Source organism: Terriglobus sp. 2YAB30_2 (genome assembly GCF_052114765.1).
Lineage (GTDB): Bacteria > Acidobacteriota > Terriglobia > Terriglobales > Acidobacteriaceae > Terriglobus.
Genome location: NZ_JBFRFJ010000035.1, coordinates 1 through 16,319 on the forward strand (window position 1 = coordinate 1; position 16,319 = coordinate 16,319).

The 16,319-nt window shown below is 59.0% G+C and carries 9 protein-coding genes; 5 read left to right on the forward strand and 4 right to left on the reverse strand.

Features of this window, described 5'->3' with window-relative positions:
- Window positions 1-676 precede the first annotated feature (676 nt).
- The 3 genes from AB4Y89_RS24010 (at window position 677) to AB4Y89_RS24020 (ending at window position 3,915) form a co-directional block, all read left to right on the forward strand.
- Entirely contained in the window at window positions 677-1,843 is a 1,167-nt protein-coding gene (locus AB4Y89_RS24010) for a hypothetical protein (protein ID WP_442303477.1), read from the forward strand.
- A gap of 165 nt (window positions 1,844-2,008) precedes the next feature.
- A complete protein-coding gene (locus tag AB4Y89_RS24015; RefSeq protein WP_442303478.1) occupies window positions 2,009-3,133 on the forward strand; it encodes a sensor histidine kinase in 1,125 nt (374 codons plus the stop codon).
- On the forward strand, window positions 3,130-3,915 hold the full coding sequence (locus AB4Y89_RS24020; protein WP_442303479.1) for a LytR/AlgR family response regulator transcription factor: 786 nt from the start codon (window positions 3,130-3,132) through the stop codon (window positions 3,913-3,915). Before AB4Y89_RS24015 ends, AB4Y89_RS24020 begins: the two co-directional genes overlap by 4 nt.
- Window positions 3,916-4,411: 496 nt before the next feature.
- Here the strand turns inward: AB4Y89_RS24020 and AB4Y89_RS24025 are convergent, their stop codons facing one another.
- From AB4Y89_RS24025 to AB4Y89_RS24040, 4 genes are all read right to left on the reverse strand, one after another.
- Window positions 4,412-5,800, reverse strand: a complete 1,389-nt coding sequence (locus AB4Y89_RS24025) for a hypothetical protein (RefSeq protein WP_442303480.1) — start codon at window positions 5,798-5,800, stop codon at window positions 4,412-4,414.
- 122 nt (window positions 5,801-5,922) lie between these two features.
- Window positions 5,923-7,506, reverse strand: a complete 1,584-nt coding sequence (locus AB4Y89_RS24030; protein ID WP_442303481.1) for a M28 family peptidase — start codon at window positions 7,504-7,506, stop codon at window positions 5,923-5,925.
- Window positions 7,507-7,524: 18 nt separating this feature from the next.
- Entirely contained in the window at window positions 7,525-10,752 is a 3,228-nt protein-coding gene (locus AB4Y89_RS24035) for a carboxypeptidase regulatory-like domain-containing protein (protein ID WP_442303482.1), read from the reverse strand.
- 337 nt (window positions 10,753-11,089) lie between these two features.
- Window positions 11,090-12,622, reverse strand: coding sequence for a diguanylate cyclase (locus tag AB4Y89_RS24040; RefSeq protein ID WP_442303483.1), 1,533 nt, complete (start codon window positions 12,620-12,622; stop codon window positions 11,090-11,092).
- Window positions 12,623-13,068: 446 nt separating this feature from the next.
- Between AB4Y89_RS24040 and AB4Y89_RS24045 the strand changes: the two genes are divergently transcribed.
- Entirely contained in the window at window positions 13,069-13,557 is a 489-nt protein-coding gene (locus tag AB4Y89_RS24045; RefSeq protein WP_442303484.1) for a (2Fe-2S)-binding protein, read from the forward strand.
- Window positions 13,544-15,826, forward strand: a complete 2,283-nt coding sequence (locus tag AB4Y89_RS24050) for a molybdopterin cofactor-binding domain-containing protein (RefSeq protein ID WP_442303485.1) — start codon at window positions 13,544-13,546, stop codon at window positions 15,824-15,826. The genes AB4Y89_RS24045 and AB4Y89_RS24050 overlap by 14 nt, the downstream gene beginning before the upstream one ends.
- The last annotated feature ends 493 nt before the right edge of the window (window positions 15,827-16,319 follow it).

Genomic DNA, 16,319 nt, shown 5'->3' on the forward strand with positions numbered 1-16,319 from the left:
TCCCACTCCTCCCACTCCACTGCAAACCGGGCACGCTCTTCCAACACTCCGCTCGCTCTCCAAGGCATGCCAGACTTCTACACGCCTCCGCTCGACCTCGCGAAAGTGTTACCTATGTCCCCGGTCTAATCTGTTACCCATCTGCCCGGTCTGTACCGCTTTGTACGGCACGGCTAAAGCCGTGCCCTTAAGCAAGGCATTCGCACCTTTGGTGCGAAATGGTTGCGCTGCGCGCAACGGAGCAATCCGGTGAAGCGCTATCCGCGCATCCGTTCGCGCGCAGCGCGATGTTTTGCTTAAGGGCATGGCTTTAGCCATGCCGTACAGAAGCGCTAAATGACTGCGGCTTTAGCCGCTGAGGGCAATGTGTTGTATCACGTGTAGTGATTCCACTGACCCACCCTAGCGTTACGAACATCCCACCCATCGCGATGCGATGGATGGGACACCCAGTTTTGTGGTCAGCAACAAAGCAGGTTCTTCGCATAACCACCCCAGCCAGCAAAGCTGGCCGGGGACCCCGTCCGCTCAGGATGACAAATTACATTCGGCCGTCGAGCCGTTTCGCAACTTGCCTGTCCGGTCTGCAACATTTCAGAAGACGGGTCCGTAACTCCCGCATAGGCTCGGGCGCATGCAAACTCATTCGCCAGCGCTCCTTTCGGAATGCGGTTCGTTGTATCGCCGCCGGTTCTCTCTCTGGATACTTCTAACCTTCTTTGTCCTGGCTGCTGAGCAACTTGCTTACGCGGCCGATACGATCAAGGTCCCCATGACCAATGACGGCTGGACGGTGACGGCTGGCGCCGTTGACTTCGCCGAGTACATGGGCCGCCCGGCGATCTCCCTGAAGGCCGGCAACTATGCCAAACACATCCCCACCGGAGCGGCCGTGTTGAAGTCGGTCAACTTCCATAACGGCACCATTGAGTACGACGTTGTCGCCACCGGAGGCATGGGTGCGGGCTTCATCTTCCGCCGCGCCGATAAAGATAACTACGAGATGTTCTACCTTCGCCCTCGCCCGAAGTGCGACAGCGCTCCAGACTGCATTCAGTACGCTCCGGAGACGCATGGTGTCCTGCTCTGGGATGTCTTTCCGCAGTACCAGGGACCGGCGCCGTTGCAGCAGGATGGGTGGAACCATGTGAAGCTCGTGGTCAATGGCAAGCGGATGAACATCTTCATCAATGGAGCCGCGGCACCGACGTTGAAGATCGGCCGTCTGGAAGGGGACGTGGATGAAGGCTCCATCATGATTGAAGGCCCCGGCATCTTCTCCAACATCACCGTCACTCCGGATGCAACCGAAGGCCTCACCGGCGAGCCGGAGAAAGACGATACCGACGCCGACAACCGCTACGTGCGCCACTGGCAGCTCTCATCCTTCTCGAAGCTCGAAGCGAATACGGCGCCTGCGTACGCCGGCATGCCTGCCGTCTCCGCGAAGTGGATGCCGATTGACGCCGAACGCGACGGCTTCATCAATGCCAGCCGGGTATATGGCGTCCCGGCCGACCGGCCTGCACGGTCCGTCGTTTGGCTGAAGACCACCATCCACTCCAGCAAAGCGCAGGCAAAACATCTCTCCTTCGGATGGCTCCGCGAGGCCTTCGTCTATGTCAACGGAGACCTGGTCTTTGCCGACAAGAATCTGTACATGCAGGCTGCGTCTGCACGCAAAGCGCCCGATGGCCGACTCTCGCTCCAGAACGGAGATTTGACGCTGCCGCTGAAGGAAGGCGATAACGAAGTGGCAATTGCAATCGTCAACGACTTCTATGGATGGGGCATCAAGATGCACCTGGACGATACGGACAACATCACCCTTGCTACACGGTAGAAGGCTAGAGCATTTTTCCTGTTGCTGGGTATCCCGAGAGGAACGTGCAGCGGCGTTTTCATTGCGGAAAACGTCCATAGATGCACACGCCCTGCACTACACCCACAGGAAAAATACTCCACGCGGTAAGATTGGCCGGGACAGAAATGCAGCCAAGGAGGTGTGGTGATCGAAACGCAACCCCGATCTTTCGCTGACAGCCGCCTGATGGCCACACGCTGGGGCCGCTGGCTGCTGGCGGTTCCGCTCTGGAGCCTCCTTGGTCTGTTGTTTGCTTTGCCCCAGCTGTCCACTCCCCAACGGCACACCATGTTGCTGATGTCGATGGCGCAGTGGTGGTCATGGGGATTGGTCACTCCCCTTCTCTTCTGGGTCGACGACCGCCTGCCATTGCGGGAGCGGCAACTGGGGCTTCGCATCCTGGCGCAGGTTGTTCCCAGCCTGCTGCTCACCACCTTCTATCTTTACGTTGCTACGGCGATGCGTGCTCTGATGGGTATATCCCATTGGAGCGCACTCGCCGGGACGCGCCTGATCGTCAATGCCTTTACCGGCGGCATCCTGTGGAGCTGGTTGATCTACTGGCTGATCTTCGGCGCGCGCCAGACCTTTCTGTACTACAAGCACTATGTCGACAGCGAGCTGCGGCTGGAGCGGATGGAACGCAGCTTCTCACAGGCGCGGCTGAATGCGCTGCGTATGCAACTGGATCCTCACTTCCTGTTCAATGCGCTCAACGCTGTCTCTTCCCAGGTGGAGCGGGACCCTCGCCTGGCGCGCCGCATGATTGAACACCTGGGCGACCTGCTGCGCCTGTCGCTTGAGTCAAGGGACAGGCAGGAGGTCCCGCTGGTGGAAGAGATGGCTTTTCTGGATCACTATGTCGCGATTCAGAAGATCCGTTTCGGCAACGCGCTGCACATCGAGACCTGTATCGATCCCGAAGTGAAGTACGCCCTGGTTCCCTGCTTCATCGTGCAGCCTCTGGTGGAGAACGCGATTCGTCACGGCATCTCGCGGCGTGCTGCGGGCGGCTCCGTGACGGTGACGGCGCAACGCTGTGCGGAGCAGGTTGAGATCCGCATCGCCGACGATGGCGTTGGGCTGCCGCCGGAGTGGTCACTGGAGACATCCGCGGGTCTGGGGCTCTCGGTCACTCGCGAACGGATTACAACGCTGCACAACGGAGCGAGCAGTTTTTCGGTATCGCGTCGTCCCACAGGCGGAACTGAAGTTGAGATCGTGCTTCCGCTCAGGTCTGCGAACGAGAACGGACAAGGGGAGGCATGACGTCACAGTCTTCGGAACGGCTGCGCGTGCTGGTCGTCGACGACGAGGCTCCCGCGCGTCAACGTATTGTCGATCTGCTGAAGAAGGATGCCCAGATCGAAACCGCGTTGGAGGCGGGTGATGGCCTGGCGGCGGTAGAGGCAATCGAACGCGAGGCGCTGGATCTCGTCTTCCTCGATGTGCAGATGCCGGAGCTTGATGGCCTTGGTGTGATCGAAGCGATCGGCGCCGAGCGCATGCCGCTCACCATCTTCGTCACGGCCTACGATCAGCATGCGATCCGCGCCTTTGAAGCGAACGCGCTCGACTATCTGCTGAAGCCGTTCAGCGACGAACGTCTGGAAGCCGCCGTTGCCCGCGCCAAAACCCGCCACCAGGAACGCAACATACAGGCACTGGGAATGGGCATGCTGCGTATGGTCGCCGCGGCGGGACCGTCAGGGCGCAGCATCGATCGCCTGGTCGTGAAGTCTGCGGGGGTGACGCGATTTCTTCGTGTCGTAGAGATTGACTGGATTGAAGCGGCGGGGGTGTATGCCAACCTGCATGTGGGCGGGAAAGAGATTCTCTATCGTGCCAGCCTCAACGAACTTGCGGAGAGTTTAGATGCGATGCGCTTTATCCGCGTCCATCGATCGGCGATTGTGAATATCGACAGCATTCTTGAGCTGCACTCGATGTCGCATGGCGAGTTTGAGCTGGTGTTGAAGGATGGTCATCGTTCCCGTGTGAGCCGGACGTATCGTGCGGAGTTAGAGAAGAGGTTGGGGCAGTCGTTGTAGTGGGAGAGAAGCACTACGTTGTAATCTGGATTCGGGTGGAGCAATAATAGAGCCCATTCCTATTGAGCAAGAAGATGTGTTGAGCGCTGAAGGCGCGACCTATATCAGCCTGGGGCAGCGCCCCAGGTGCTGGGATGGAGAAATGGTTAGAGGGCTGAAGGCCCGATCTATAATCCCCAATCGTCATAAACGGAACGTTCGTGAAACCCGTTGTATGCCTGTCGAAACGACACGGTCGGATTGAAGACTGTTATATAGGGCGGGCCTTCAGCCCTTTAACATCTTGTGGGCACCAAAACCTGGGGCGTTGCCCCAGGCTGGTATAGAGCGCGCCTTCAGCGCTTGATTCTCCGTAGGGCCGATCTGTGACCGGCATGAGAAAGATCGGGCGCACTGTGTCAGCGGGCAGAAAGCCCGCTGCTCCCAACTGGTTCGTGACATCCCGCCCACCCTAGCGTTGCGAGGGTGGGGCACCCGGGTAGGGGAATGAGATCCTCTACGGCATCAGCACAAAGTTCTGAATTGCGATCTTCGAGCCTGCGAGCGCACGGTCGCGATCGGGAGCAATCACCAGCGTGATCTCGTCGAACTGGTGATGCCTAGCCGCTGCGGGCAGCTCAAAACGCATCGATTCATGCACCGGTGGACGCGTCAGGGAGATGTGTTTGACCTGGCTTGAGGGAATCACGATGCTGCCGAGCGAGATCGATTGCCGGTTCTTGAGTGAAGTATCCTTCAGCCGCACCTCGAGACGAATGATTCCCGGGCGTGCATCGCCGTTCAGCAGCTCCACCCGCAGTGCATGGCAGCAGTCCAGGCTGACGGGGCTGGGCAGGAGCTGGTGCGCCTCCATCTGCAAAGGGTGTCCATCGGTCGAACGGACGTTCTCCTTGATGGGATCGCCGTGCTGAACCCTGGCATCCCGCCTCGGTTGCAGGTCAGGATGTTTGAAGTACCAGTAGACTCCGTCGAAGGGAATCACGACCGGCTTGGCGAGCGCCATCGAGAGCGATGTCTGGTCGCTCTTGGTTGGCGGCTCGATACGCGGATGCGGCTTTGGCGGCAGCATCAGTATGACGCCGGAGTAGCCACTACTCGGGACGCCCGCCTGGATGGATTTGATGACCGGCGGCCGGATAGCGAGCAGTCCATTCAACGACTGCACACCATAGGCCCGCTGCAGAAAGGGCGTAAGCGCAGTCGCCAGCAGGAAGAAAGCGGTTGCAGTCTGCAGGAAGGCGGCTTTGGAGAAACGGCGGCGCTGACGGCGCAGGCGATCGGGGCGAACGATGGGATGACCGAGCAGCAGAATCAGAAGGCAGATGGAGAACAGGCCTGCCGCCATCCATGGGCTGCCGCTCATCAGAGATGCAATGCCTGCCTGTGTGGCCACAACGACGGCTACGTATGGCAGGAGCGTCCGCCACAGCGGCACGACCGTCTCGCCCTGGAAGAGCTGCCGGGAAGAGTGCGTGATCGGGCTCTCCGGTTCGGATCTTTCAAAACGGTCATTCCACAGCGCGAGATAGATGATGGCATTCGCGCACGCCCAGGGCACGATGCAGCAGAGCCAGAGGGAGTGTTCTGCATTCAGCAGCGAGACCAGCGGCAGCCACACAATCGCAGCCCAGATATGCAGCATCAGTAAGCTGACCGGCGCGTGCAGATATTCGCGAATCAGCCGCCAGATCGCCCAGACGGTCGCCAGGTGAATACATGCGGCAATCGTAAGATCAACAGCCGCCCGCAAAAAGAGTTGAGCAACGCTGAGGCTTGGCCGCGACGGAGGCACCAGAATCAGTGTGACTGCAACGCTGGTGGCAAGAATGCTGCCGATGAGCGGCAGTAGCATGGGCGATGAGATCTGGTTGGAGCGCGTGAACATCGGTACACCCTCAGAACGGAAATCACGAGCGAATCCATCTTGCCTGTATTTTCACGTTTGCGAAAGTGCTTAAACAAGAAAAGGCCCGGCAACGAGCGCCGGGCCTTTTCTTGTATTGTTGTTTACTTGGTGGCCGGTTCAGGAGTTGGATTGCGCGGCAGCATCTCGGCGCGCGTGGCCGTGTTGTACACGAACCAGGCTTCAACGGCCGCTCCTTGCATCACATCCCCCTGCTGCACTCGGTCGTAAAGATCCATGTTGGAGTGGTGCGTGCGGGTACCGTACTCCAATGGATCCTGCATGAAGCCGTATCCGTTGAGGCCGATCCAACTGAAGGAGGTGGAGTCGGTGCCGCCGGGCTCGCGGGTGGGCGGAGCGGTGGCGCCGATGACCGTGGTGATCTCAAGGTCCTTCAAGGGAGCGATCCACTGTTCGAAGATTCCCTTGGTCAGCAGGTTGCCGTTGGCGGAGATGCCGCGGAAACGTCCGCTGCCCGAGTCGTCGTTGTAATACGCGTCGAGCTTTGCATACTCCGGCGTCAGCTTCATGGTGTCGCGCGGAGCGAAGTGCTGCTGGACATAAAACTTCGATCCCAGCAGTCCCTCCTCTTCCCCACCCCACAGGGCGATGCGCACGGTGCGAGCCATCGGCTTGTGCAGCGAGGTGAGAATGCGGATGGCCTCAATGGCGACCGAGGATCCGGTGCCGTTGTCGGTGGCTCCGGTGCCTCCCTGCCAGGAGTCGAGGTGGCCGCCCAGCATCACAACCTCGTCGGACTTCGACGTGCCGGGAATCTCACCAACGACATTGAAGCCCATCTGGTTGTCCTTATAGGTGGTGGTCTCGATATCGAAGGTCAGTTTGGGCGTCATGCCATGCTGCAGCAGACGGACAACACGGTTGTAGTGCTCCGGCGTGATGGCCACCATCGGCGGAGGAACGGGATCGTTCGGATCCTGTGATCCGCCCCAGGTAGCGAAGACGGTACCGCCATCGCCGTTAGTCCCATAGTTGACGGCGACCAAGGCGCCTTCATCGCTGAGGAATTTGCTGGTGTCGTTGCGCAGCTTCAGAGCAGCGTTGCGATCGACAGGCACAGGAGCCGGCCCGCGTGCAGGAGCTCCGCCGAACCCGCCCATGCGGGAAGGATCGGGAATACGCGTGCGGGCCGCGATCTCCTCGTCCGTAAGGCGATGTGCTTCGGCCTCGGTGTGCATGGCAATCACCTTGGGATCGGCGATGAGCACCACCTTGCCCTTCAACTTGCCTTTGTATTTGGCGAAGTCGGCCTGCGAGTGGATCGGAGCAAGTATCGCCTCACCGGTCACGGGTCCGTTGGTTCCCGGAGTCCAGGCCAGCGGGAAGCCGATCAGAGGAGCGTAGTTAGGCTCTACCAGAGCTCCATAGAACTTCTTGTACTGCCAGGAGTTGCCGAAGGGACCCCAGGGCTCGAGGTGAACATTCTTCAGCCCATAGGATTCGAGCCGCTTCACGATCCATTCGGCCGCGGCGCGATGGTTCGGCGATCCGTTGACGCGAGGACCATAGACATCGCTCAAGTAGAAGAGATGCTCCATGACCTGCGAGTTGTTGAAGGCCTGCCACTTGATCTGGTTCAGGACACCGAGGTCAATGGGCTCAGAAGACTGCTGGCCTGCCAGTGGCATTGCCACCAGCAGGCCAAGGGCGATGAGACTTCTTTTCATCGTCGTAACTACTTCCTTTTAGAAGCTGAGTTTCGCAGCGAATTGAATGTTGAACGGCTCACCTACACCGAGGCCCGGCGCCGAGGCGGCGTTACGCGTGTTGGTGATCAGGCCGAAAGAGCTTGAGGTCGGTGTCACCGTAGGATTGGCAAAGTTGTTCAGGTTGAAGACGTTGAAGATCTCCGCACGGAACTCGCTCATTACCCTCTCGGTCACGGGAGTGCGCTTGATCAGAGAAAAATCAACCGTGTGGAAGATCGGCCCCGAGAATGCGTCACGCCTCAAGTTGCCGTAGGTAAAGTTTGCCGGCTGGCTGAAAGCAACGCTTGCGGCCTGCAGGTACCGATACGTACGGCCGGTCGAAGAGCTGGTGGCAAGCTGCGTACCGCCTACATACGGGCTTACACCATTCCAGTTAGGACGATTCTTCAGCTCGCCGGTTCCGTCGACGTTGGTGGAGTACTGTGGGTTGATAGGCGTTCCTGAGGTGAACTGTACCAGCGCATTCACCTGGTAGCCCTGCGTGATCCGCTTGGCTTTGTCAGTGAACTTGGGCAGCGTATAGTAGGCGAACCCGTTCAGTACGTGGCGATTGTCAAAAGTGCTTGGACCGTAGTCAGCCTTCAGGTCATAGCTATTCATCGGCGTGGTATTGCTCGACGCATAGTCCAGCGACTTGGACCAGGTGTAGTTGAAAGTTGTGATTAGCCCCTTCCAGGCCGCCTGCTTGATGGTGGTCTGCAGCGAATGGAAGTTTGAGTTAGCGGCAAAGTTCAACTGGTTGATGGCCAGCAGCTTCTGCCCCGCAAACTTGGAGCTCATGTTCGGGAAGGTTGTCTGCTGGTAGGGCCGTGCATTCGCCAGAGAGACGCCCGCCGCCAGGTCGCTGATCTTCGGCTGGTTGATGTTGTACAGCACTTCCAGATGACGTCCGAAGGTGCCGACGTAGCCGATGGTGAACAATGTCGTGCGCGAGAGCTGCTGTTCGATATTGAAGCTTATCGTCGAAGAGCGCGGCATCTTAAAGTTCTGGTTGACTCCATAGGCGCCTACCTGAGGAGCTGTAGAGCTGGCAAACGGATTGACATTCACCGCCCACCGGACGTTGGTTTGGTTGAAGATCGCAGCAGCATCGGGCCCCGCCGGATTGTTTTGCGCATACGCTGCGCCGCCGTTGGTGGTGGTACCGGAGATCCAGCTGCTCATCGCCGGGAAGTCGTAGAACAAGCCGTAGGAGCCACGAAGGACAGTGCGGTCGTTATCGAACGGCGAGTAGGAGAAGCCGACACGCGGAGCGGCGCCGGAGAAGTAGTTCGGGTAGTAGCCCTTGTTGAAGCCAGGAGCGGAGCCGGACGTGGAGCCGGGAACGAACATATAGATATCGTCCGCCTCAGCATTGATCACACCCGGAACCGTATAGCGCACACCAAGGTTGAGATTCAGGCGCTTGTTGAGTTTGATGTTGTCCTGTGCCCACAGATCTTCTGTGTTCAGAGTCCACACACGCTGCGCGTTGCCCTGCAGCAGCCGGGCGCCCGAAGAGTTGGAAGGCATGCCGGCGATGAAGTCTGACAGTGCGCCAAGCGCCGTACCCGAGCCTCCCCACGGACCACGCGTACCGTCGAAGGCAAAGGTGCCGCGGGCGCTGGAGAAGTAGAGCTGGTTGACGTTGGAGTGGCGGAACTCTCCGCCGAACTTCATGTCATGGCGGCCAAGCGTCCAGTGCAGGTTATCCGTCACGTGACCGGTGACGTCGGTACGGCCCGAGGGCTGCGTCGCGCCGACGGTATCAAACTGCGACATGGTGATGGTAGGCGAACCCGCGGCGATGATGCCCGACAGGCCGAGATTCAGGCCGGCGTTTTGCTGCGGATATAAGCCCTGGTTGGCGTCATTGAAGGTCTGCAGAAAATAGTTCGTGGCCAGGGTAACCTGGTTCAAAACGCGCGGTGTGATGGTGTAGGTATCCACAACCGAGAAGTTATGGATGTGCATCGGCGCGGTCTGGAAGTAGTCCGCGTAGTACGACGAGGTAGGCGCGGTCTGCTTGCCGGTGGTTCCCAGATAGCGGGCCGACAGCGTATGGGCATCGCTGAAGTGATGATCGATCTTCAGGATTCCATTGAAGCTGTTGTAGTTCGCCGTGTTGCTCATGATGATGTTGTTCGCCGTAGCTGTGGCGGACTTGGTATTGGCGGGATACAGCACCTTGTACAGATTCAGGCTGAGCTGGTTCGCGGCATAGGGAGCGTTCGTCGTCGGATCGGTGTACTTGGCGATATTGGCCGTCGCAGCCGTAATCCATGGATCGGAGACGACCGTGTCGACGATGGCCGTGTTTGCCTTGGCAATCTGCACTTCACCGGCGATGAAGAAGAAGGTACGGTCTCTCCAGATCGGTCCGCCCACAGTAAAGCCGCCCTGGTGATTACGAATCAGCGGCTTCTTGCTGCCGACCGCGGCAACCGGTGAGATTGCCGCGAAGTACTCGTTCCGGTCGAAGTAGAAGAGATCACCATGCAGGCTGTTGGTTCCTGACTTGATCACCATGTTCGAGTTCGCACCGGCGTTGCGGCCCTGGTCGGCCTCGCCGCCAGACTGCATGGAGAACTGGTCGATCGCCTCAATCGGAATGAGGCCGCCGGCAACGCCGGCGATACCGCCCTGGTTCGAAGCAACAATACCGAGCCACGGATCGACGTTGTCGGCGCCATCCACCTGGAAGTTGATGCTGGCGGTACGCGAACCGTTGACGGAGTTGGTGAGAGCGCTGGCGCCGGGAACGAACTTCACCATCTGGGTGAAGTTACGTCCGTTCATCGGCATCTCCTGCACTGACTTGGAGTCGACCACCGAAATCAATGCGCTCGAGATGGTATCGGTCTGAATCGCGTCGGCCGTGACGTCGACGATCATGTCCGTACTGCCGACAGCTAACTCAACACGAAGAGTCGTCGTTTTGGAGACGGCGATATCGATGTCGTCAATCTTTTTCGTGGCAAAGCCGGAACTGCTGACGTTGAGTGAGTACTTGCCGACGGGAAGCTCGGTGAAGGTGAAGTCACCGGTGCCTGTTGTTGTTGAGTTCAATACCGTGCCGGTGGCGGGATTGGTAAGAACCACTTTGACGTTTGCCAGCACAGCGCCCTGAGCGTCTGTGACATTGCCTGAGAGAGTGCCGCGGAAGGTCTGTCCTACCGCAGAGATGGGAATAAGAAAGAGAAGTATCCAGAGAAGACGTCGCATCGTACCTCCAAAAAGACAGCAAATTTTGGGTTTACCGGAACTAAGGTGTGTGTTCTAGACAGCGGAGCCCGTACAAAAACACGTATCCTGTCTGCGCCGGAGGACGCATTCAGGCGCTCTTTAAAGACATCGACAAAGATGCAGAGCGAACGTGTGTTGACCGTTGGTTCGCAAAGGGCAGTCCAAACTGGCTGAATTGTGAAACGAATTAGATGTACTTTACGAAGGGTGTCGAAGTAAGTCAAGCGTTCCGGCGCTTGATATTTGCGGCCTGTGACGTTTTATCAGGCACCTTCCGTAGATCTACTGCTTGCGATAAGAAGAACGTACCGTAGCTCTACTGAATGCACCGCGTCGGCGGGACTGCGGAACGCAATGCTTCTTCTGAAGCGTACGACCGCTGCACCGAGCTGAAGGCTGCCTGGTTGCGACCGTTTCGCTTTGCCTCATACAAGCCGGCGTCGGCGACCGCAAGCAGAGTAGATGTCGTCATTCCAACCTGCCACCTTGCCACACCGACGCTGATCGTTACCCCATGCAGCGCGCCTTCGAGCATGGGAATGGCGTTGCAGATGCGGGTCGCAAGCATCAGAGCGTTTTCGGGCGAGGTATCGGGAAGCAGGATGGCGAACTCTTCTCCGCCATAACGGCATATGTGATCTGAACCGCGGAACAGCCGCGGCAGCACCATCCCGAACTCGCGCAATACCTCGTCTCCGAAGAGATGGCCCTTGGCATCGTTCATCTCCTTGAAGTGGTCGATATCGAGCATGATCAGCGAGAGCGGCCGCCTGCTTCGCGCAGCGTAGGAGACGCATTGTTCCAGCCACTGGTCAAAACATCTGCGGTTCGGAAGTCCGGTCAGAGTATCGGTAATGCTGAGTTTGCCGAGCTCAATGGTCGCCGCCGTCAGCTCTTCCTTCTTGCGTTCCAGTTGTTCTTCGTAGAGCCTTTCACGGGTTACGTCGATTGCGATGCCGGCAAGGAAACGCTCGCCATGCGCATCAGTAAACGGAAACTTATAACTCTTCCAGTAGATGTACTCACCGCGCGGACCGGGAGACCGTTCTTCCTGCTCCACCGCATGGTTCCCGTTCAGAACAGCAAGATCGGTCGCGCGATACTCATCGGCCAGATGCGCGGGCCAGATCTCGTGATCTGTCTTATTGAGCCATTCCTTGTTGGTCACGCCATACAGCGCAGCAAGCCGGCGGTTATAGAAGCGCATACGGCCCTCTGCATCCTTGATGAAGGCGACGATAGGACTATGGTCCATGAACGCGCAGAACCGGTCGTTGCTGGATAGAAGATCTTTGGTGAGCGCCTCAGTATTCTCAACCAGTTGTTGCACCTGCTGCATGCGCTGCCGCAGGGCGATCTGTGCCTCCACCTGTTTGGCTAACATCCGCAGTGTCTCAATCTGGTCCGCGCTGAATGGGCGTGGAACCAGGTCGACGGCGCACAGCGCGCCAAAGCAGAACCCATTGAGATCGCGCAGCGGCACGCCGGCGTAGGCCCGCAGGTGCGGTTTGCCCACAACAAACGGGCTCATGCTAAACCGTTCATCCGCTGTAAGATCGGGCACGATCAGAGGGATGGTCTGCCGGATGGTGTAGGTGCAGAGGGATCCCTCGCGCGCCGTCTGCCGGCATGCCAGTCCCTGCACCGATTTGAACCATTGACGATCTGTATCTACCAGAGAAACAAGAGCGATGGGCACTTCGCAGAATCGGGTCACCAGCGCCGTAATGTCGTCGAATGACTCTTCCGGATCGGTATCCAGTAGCCCACTGGCATGCAGAGCCGCCAAACGGGCTGACTCGAGCAACTGGGCCGCTAATGTTCCATCGGGATCGAGAATCTTCGGCATCTTTCCAACTCTGGAAGAGCTCTTCGGCAGAGGCGCGCGAATTCTTTAGCTGCATCGCAAAAAAGATTAAAAAAAATAACTTCTCTTCCCGTCGGCAAAGCAATCCGTAGCGGCCCGTACATGAAATCACCTAGGGTCCTGAGTCATTAATTCGCTAAAAATATTTAGCGACTGCGGATTTGGTCCTGAGGAAGGCGGTTGAGCCATCGTAGATGGACTTCATCCAGCTTGACGGGTGGGAGCAGCGGGCTTCAGCCCGCGTCTCCCACCCGTTTCGAGCTCCGCTCGAATAGTTCACCCCGTCGAACCAAGTTCGCCGGGCTCCGGTACGAAATGGGTGCAGGAACGCCCCCTCTCTATGCAGGCCTTATCGTTTGTCAGCTATCATGGCACTTCCGGGCCAGCTTCGATGAGTTTTGGTGCAAGCCTGTTGCGAGGTGAATCTCATGCCATTCCAGCTCACTATTAATCGGAAGCCCAGATCGGTCGACGCACCGGCCGATATGCCGTTGCTCTGGGTTCTGCGCGACGTCCTCGACCTGAAGGGCGCCAAATATGGCTGCGGGATCGGGGCGTGCGGCGCCTGCACGGTCCTGATGAACGGAGAGGCGGTGCGTTCCTGCCAGATCCCGGTCTCGGCGGTAAAAGGCAACATCACTACCATTGAGGGCCTGGCGGAGGACGGCAAGCTGCATCCGCTGCAAAAAGCGTGGGTCGACCTGGATGTCGCCCAGTGCGGTTACTGCCAGGGCGGACAGATTCTGAGCGCAGCGTCTCTGCTGGCAAAGAACCCTCATCCTACCGACGCCGACATTAACTCGGCGATGACCGGCAATATCTGCCGCTGCGCCACCTATAACCGCATCCGCGCGGCGATTCATCAGGTTGCCGGGGATTCCGCCACCAAAGAAGGAGGCAGCCATGCCGGTGCTTGAGAAGTTCGCTCAATATGACGCCGAGATGCAGGCTCTGATCGCCGAGGTTGAGACCATCTCGCCCGCGGCGGTGACGACCATTGGCCGGCGATCTTTCCTGAAGCTGGCCGGACTGGCCGGCGGCGGTCTGGTGCTCGCCTTCAACCTCGATACCCGCTCGGCCAAGGCTGAGACGGCGGCAACGCCAGACGCGGCGACTACGGAGATGAATGCGTTTGTCCGCATCGCTCCCGATAACACCGTGACCGTCTACTCCAAGGGCCCGGAGATCGGCCAGGGGATTAAGACGGCCTTTGGCCTGATCATCGCCGAGGAGCTGGACGCTGACTGGAAGACGGTGAAAGTCGACCAGGCTGCTATCAATCCCAAGGTCTATGGCTACCAGGGCGCGGGTGGGTCTACTTCGATTCCGCGCGGATGGGACCAGTTACGCCAGGCCGGAGCGACGGCGCGCGCCATGCTGATTGCCGCTGGCGCGAAACAGTGGAACGTTCCGGTAAGCGAGTGCACAGCCTCGGAGAGCACCGTCGTCCATACTCCCTCGAAACGCAAGCTGACCTACGGTGAGCTGGCCAAAGCCGCAGCGGCACAGCCGGTTCCCGATGTCGCGAAGGTTCCGCTGAAGACACGCGCCGAGTACAAGCTGCTGGGCAAGCGCTACACCGGCGTCGACAACCTTAAAGTAGTGACCGGTCAGCCGATCTTCGGCATCGATGTCACCATGCCGGGCATGGTGTATGCCAACTACACCAAGTGCCCCGCGGTGGGAGGCAAGGTAAAGTCCGCCAATCTGGACGAGATCAAGAAGCTACCGGGAGTGCTCGACGCCTTCGTACTCGAAGGCACCGGAAGCCCCGCCGAGGTGATGCCGGGCGTCGCCATCATCGCCAAGACAACCTGGGAAGCTTTCAAGGCTAAAGCTGCCCTCAAGGTGGAGTGGGATGAGAGCTCGGCCTCGAAGGACTCGCTGACGCAGGCTGCGGCCAAGGCCAAGGAGCTCGGTCCCAATCTTCCAACGCCCGCAACCAACATCGGCGATGTCGATGCAGCCTTTGCCGCCGGCAAGGTGGTGGAAGCAGCCTACGACTACGCCATGGTCTCGCACCAGCAGCTTGAGCCGGAGGTCACCACCGGCTGGTGGCACGACGGAACCATGGAGCTGTGGACACCCAGCCAGCAATCCGACCGCGGCCTCAGCCAGGTCATCAAGATGCTGAACCTTCCGGAAGACAAGGTGACCGTGCACCAGACCCGCGCCGGTGGCGGCTTTGGCCGCAGGCTGGCCAATGACTACATGTGCGAGGCCGCGGCCATCGCCATGAAGGTCAACGCTCCGGTCAAACTACAGTGGAAGCGCGAGGATGACTTCGCGCACGACATGTTCCGCGTGGGCGGCTATCACTTCCTGAAAGGTGCAGTGAAGGACGGCAAGCTCACGGCCTTCCAGCAGCATCTCGTTACTTTCTCTGCTGACGGCAGCCGTCCGGTCTCCGGCGGTGCGCGCAGCAACAACAGCTTCCCTGTCGATATCGCTCCGAATGTCCGTTATGCCGTCAGCCTGATGCCGCTGCAGATTCCCTGCGGCCCATGGCGCGCGCCGACGGATAACACGCAGATGTTCGTGATCGGCAGCTTCCTGCATGAGCTCTCGGTTGCCGCTGACTGCGACCACGTCACCTTCCTTCTCGACTGGCTGGCGCGTCCGCTGGCTGCTCCGACGAGCGGTGGACCGCCGCCTGATCCGAGCCGCACCTTCAATCCCACGCGCGCTGCGGGTGTGGTGAAGCTGGCCGCGGAGAAGTCCGGCTGGGGTAAGAAGCTGCCTGCCGGTCATGGTCTGGGTCTTGCGTTTGGCTTCTCCTACGGCGGACACATTGCCGAAGCGGTGGAGCTGAGCGTCGATGCGAAGAAAAAGATCACTGTACACAAGATCACGGTGGCCGCGGATATCGGTCCCGTCATCAACCTGAGCAGCGCAGAGAACCAGGCACAGGGCGGCGCTATCGATGGTCTGTCGACCGCGATGGGGCTGGAGATTGGCGTGGAACAGGGCCGCATTCAACAGACAAACTTTGGCGATTACCCGATTCTGCGCATGCGTAGCGCTCCACAGGTAGAGGCCCACTTCATCCAGTCGGACTTCCGTCCGTCGGGTCTGGGTGAGCCGTGTCTGCCGCCGCTGGCGGCAGCGCTTGGTAATGCCCTCTTTGCGGCGACGGGTGAACGGGTGAGGACGATGCCGTTCAAACGAGCTGGGTATACGATCTGATGTGACAGAAAAGCCGCCTTATCGGCGGCTTTTCTGTTTGTGTGTCGCTAGTTGCGTAGAGAAGAAGTACAGTGGGTGCCCCATGTCCCCATAGGGACATGGGACGTTCGAGCGAAGCTCGAATCAGGTGGGTCTTAGCTTCACCGTTTATGCCGTTAAAGCGCTGAAGGCGCGTTCTATACCAGCCTGGGGCAACGCCCCAGGTTTGGTTCCCGCAAGATGTTAAAGGGCTGAAGGCCCGCTCTATAATTCCGTGGCTCCGTACCCACCCTAACTCCGTGAGGGTGGGGCACCCGGTCGAGGATGAACCGTCGTTCGAGAGATCGCGGCATTGCGCGATTGGTGATTATAGGTCGGGCCTTCAGAGTCTGTGTGAGTACTTGCTTTTCGGGGTTATTTATACGAGAAGAGAGTATGTCACGGTATTTGCCCTATTCGCCGGAGCAAGGGTACCTGGTGCCGCCTCGAGTGGATGAAGTTCTGAGTGCGGATC

Bases quoted from the DNA above. Each gene is read 5' to 3' on its own strand.
- AB4Y89_RS24020 (WP_442303479.1), top strand. From the start codon at position 3,130: ATGACGTCACAGTCTTCGGAACGGCTGCGCGTGCTGGTCGTCGACGAC.
- AB4Y89_RS24025 (WP_442303480.1), bottom strand. From the start codon at position 5,800: ATGTTCACGCGCTCCAACCAGATCTCATCGCCCATGCTACTGCCGCTC.
- AB4Y89_RS24030 (WP_442303481.1), bottom strand. From the start codon at position 7,506: ATGAAAAGAAGTCTCATCGCCCTTGGCCTGCTGGTGGCAATGCCACTG.
- AB4Y89_RS24035 (WP_442303482.1), bottom strand. From the start codon at position 10,752: ATGCGACGTCTTCTCTGGATACTTCTCTTTCTTATTCCCATCTCTGCG.
- AB4Y89_RS24040 (WP_442303483.1), bottom strand. From the start codon at position 12,622: ATGCCGAAGATTCTCGATCCCGATGGAACATTAGCGGCCCAGTTGCTC.
- AB4Y89_RS24045 (WP_442303484.1), top strand. From the start codon at position 13,069: ATGCCATTCCAGCTCACTATTAATCGGAAGCCCAGATCGGTCGACGCA.
- AB4Y89_RS24050 (WP_442303485.1), top strand. From the start codon at position 13,544: ATGCCGGTGCTTGAGAAGTTCGCTCAATATGACGCCGAGATGCAGGCT.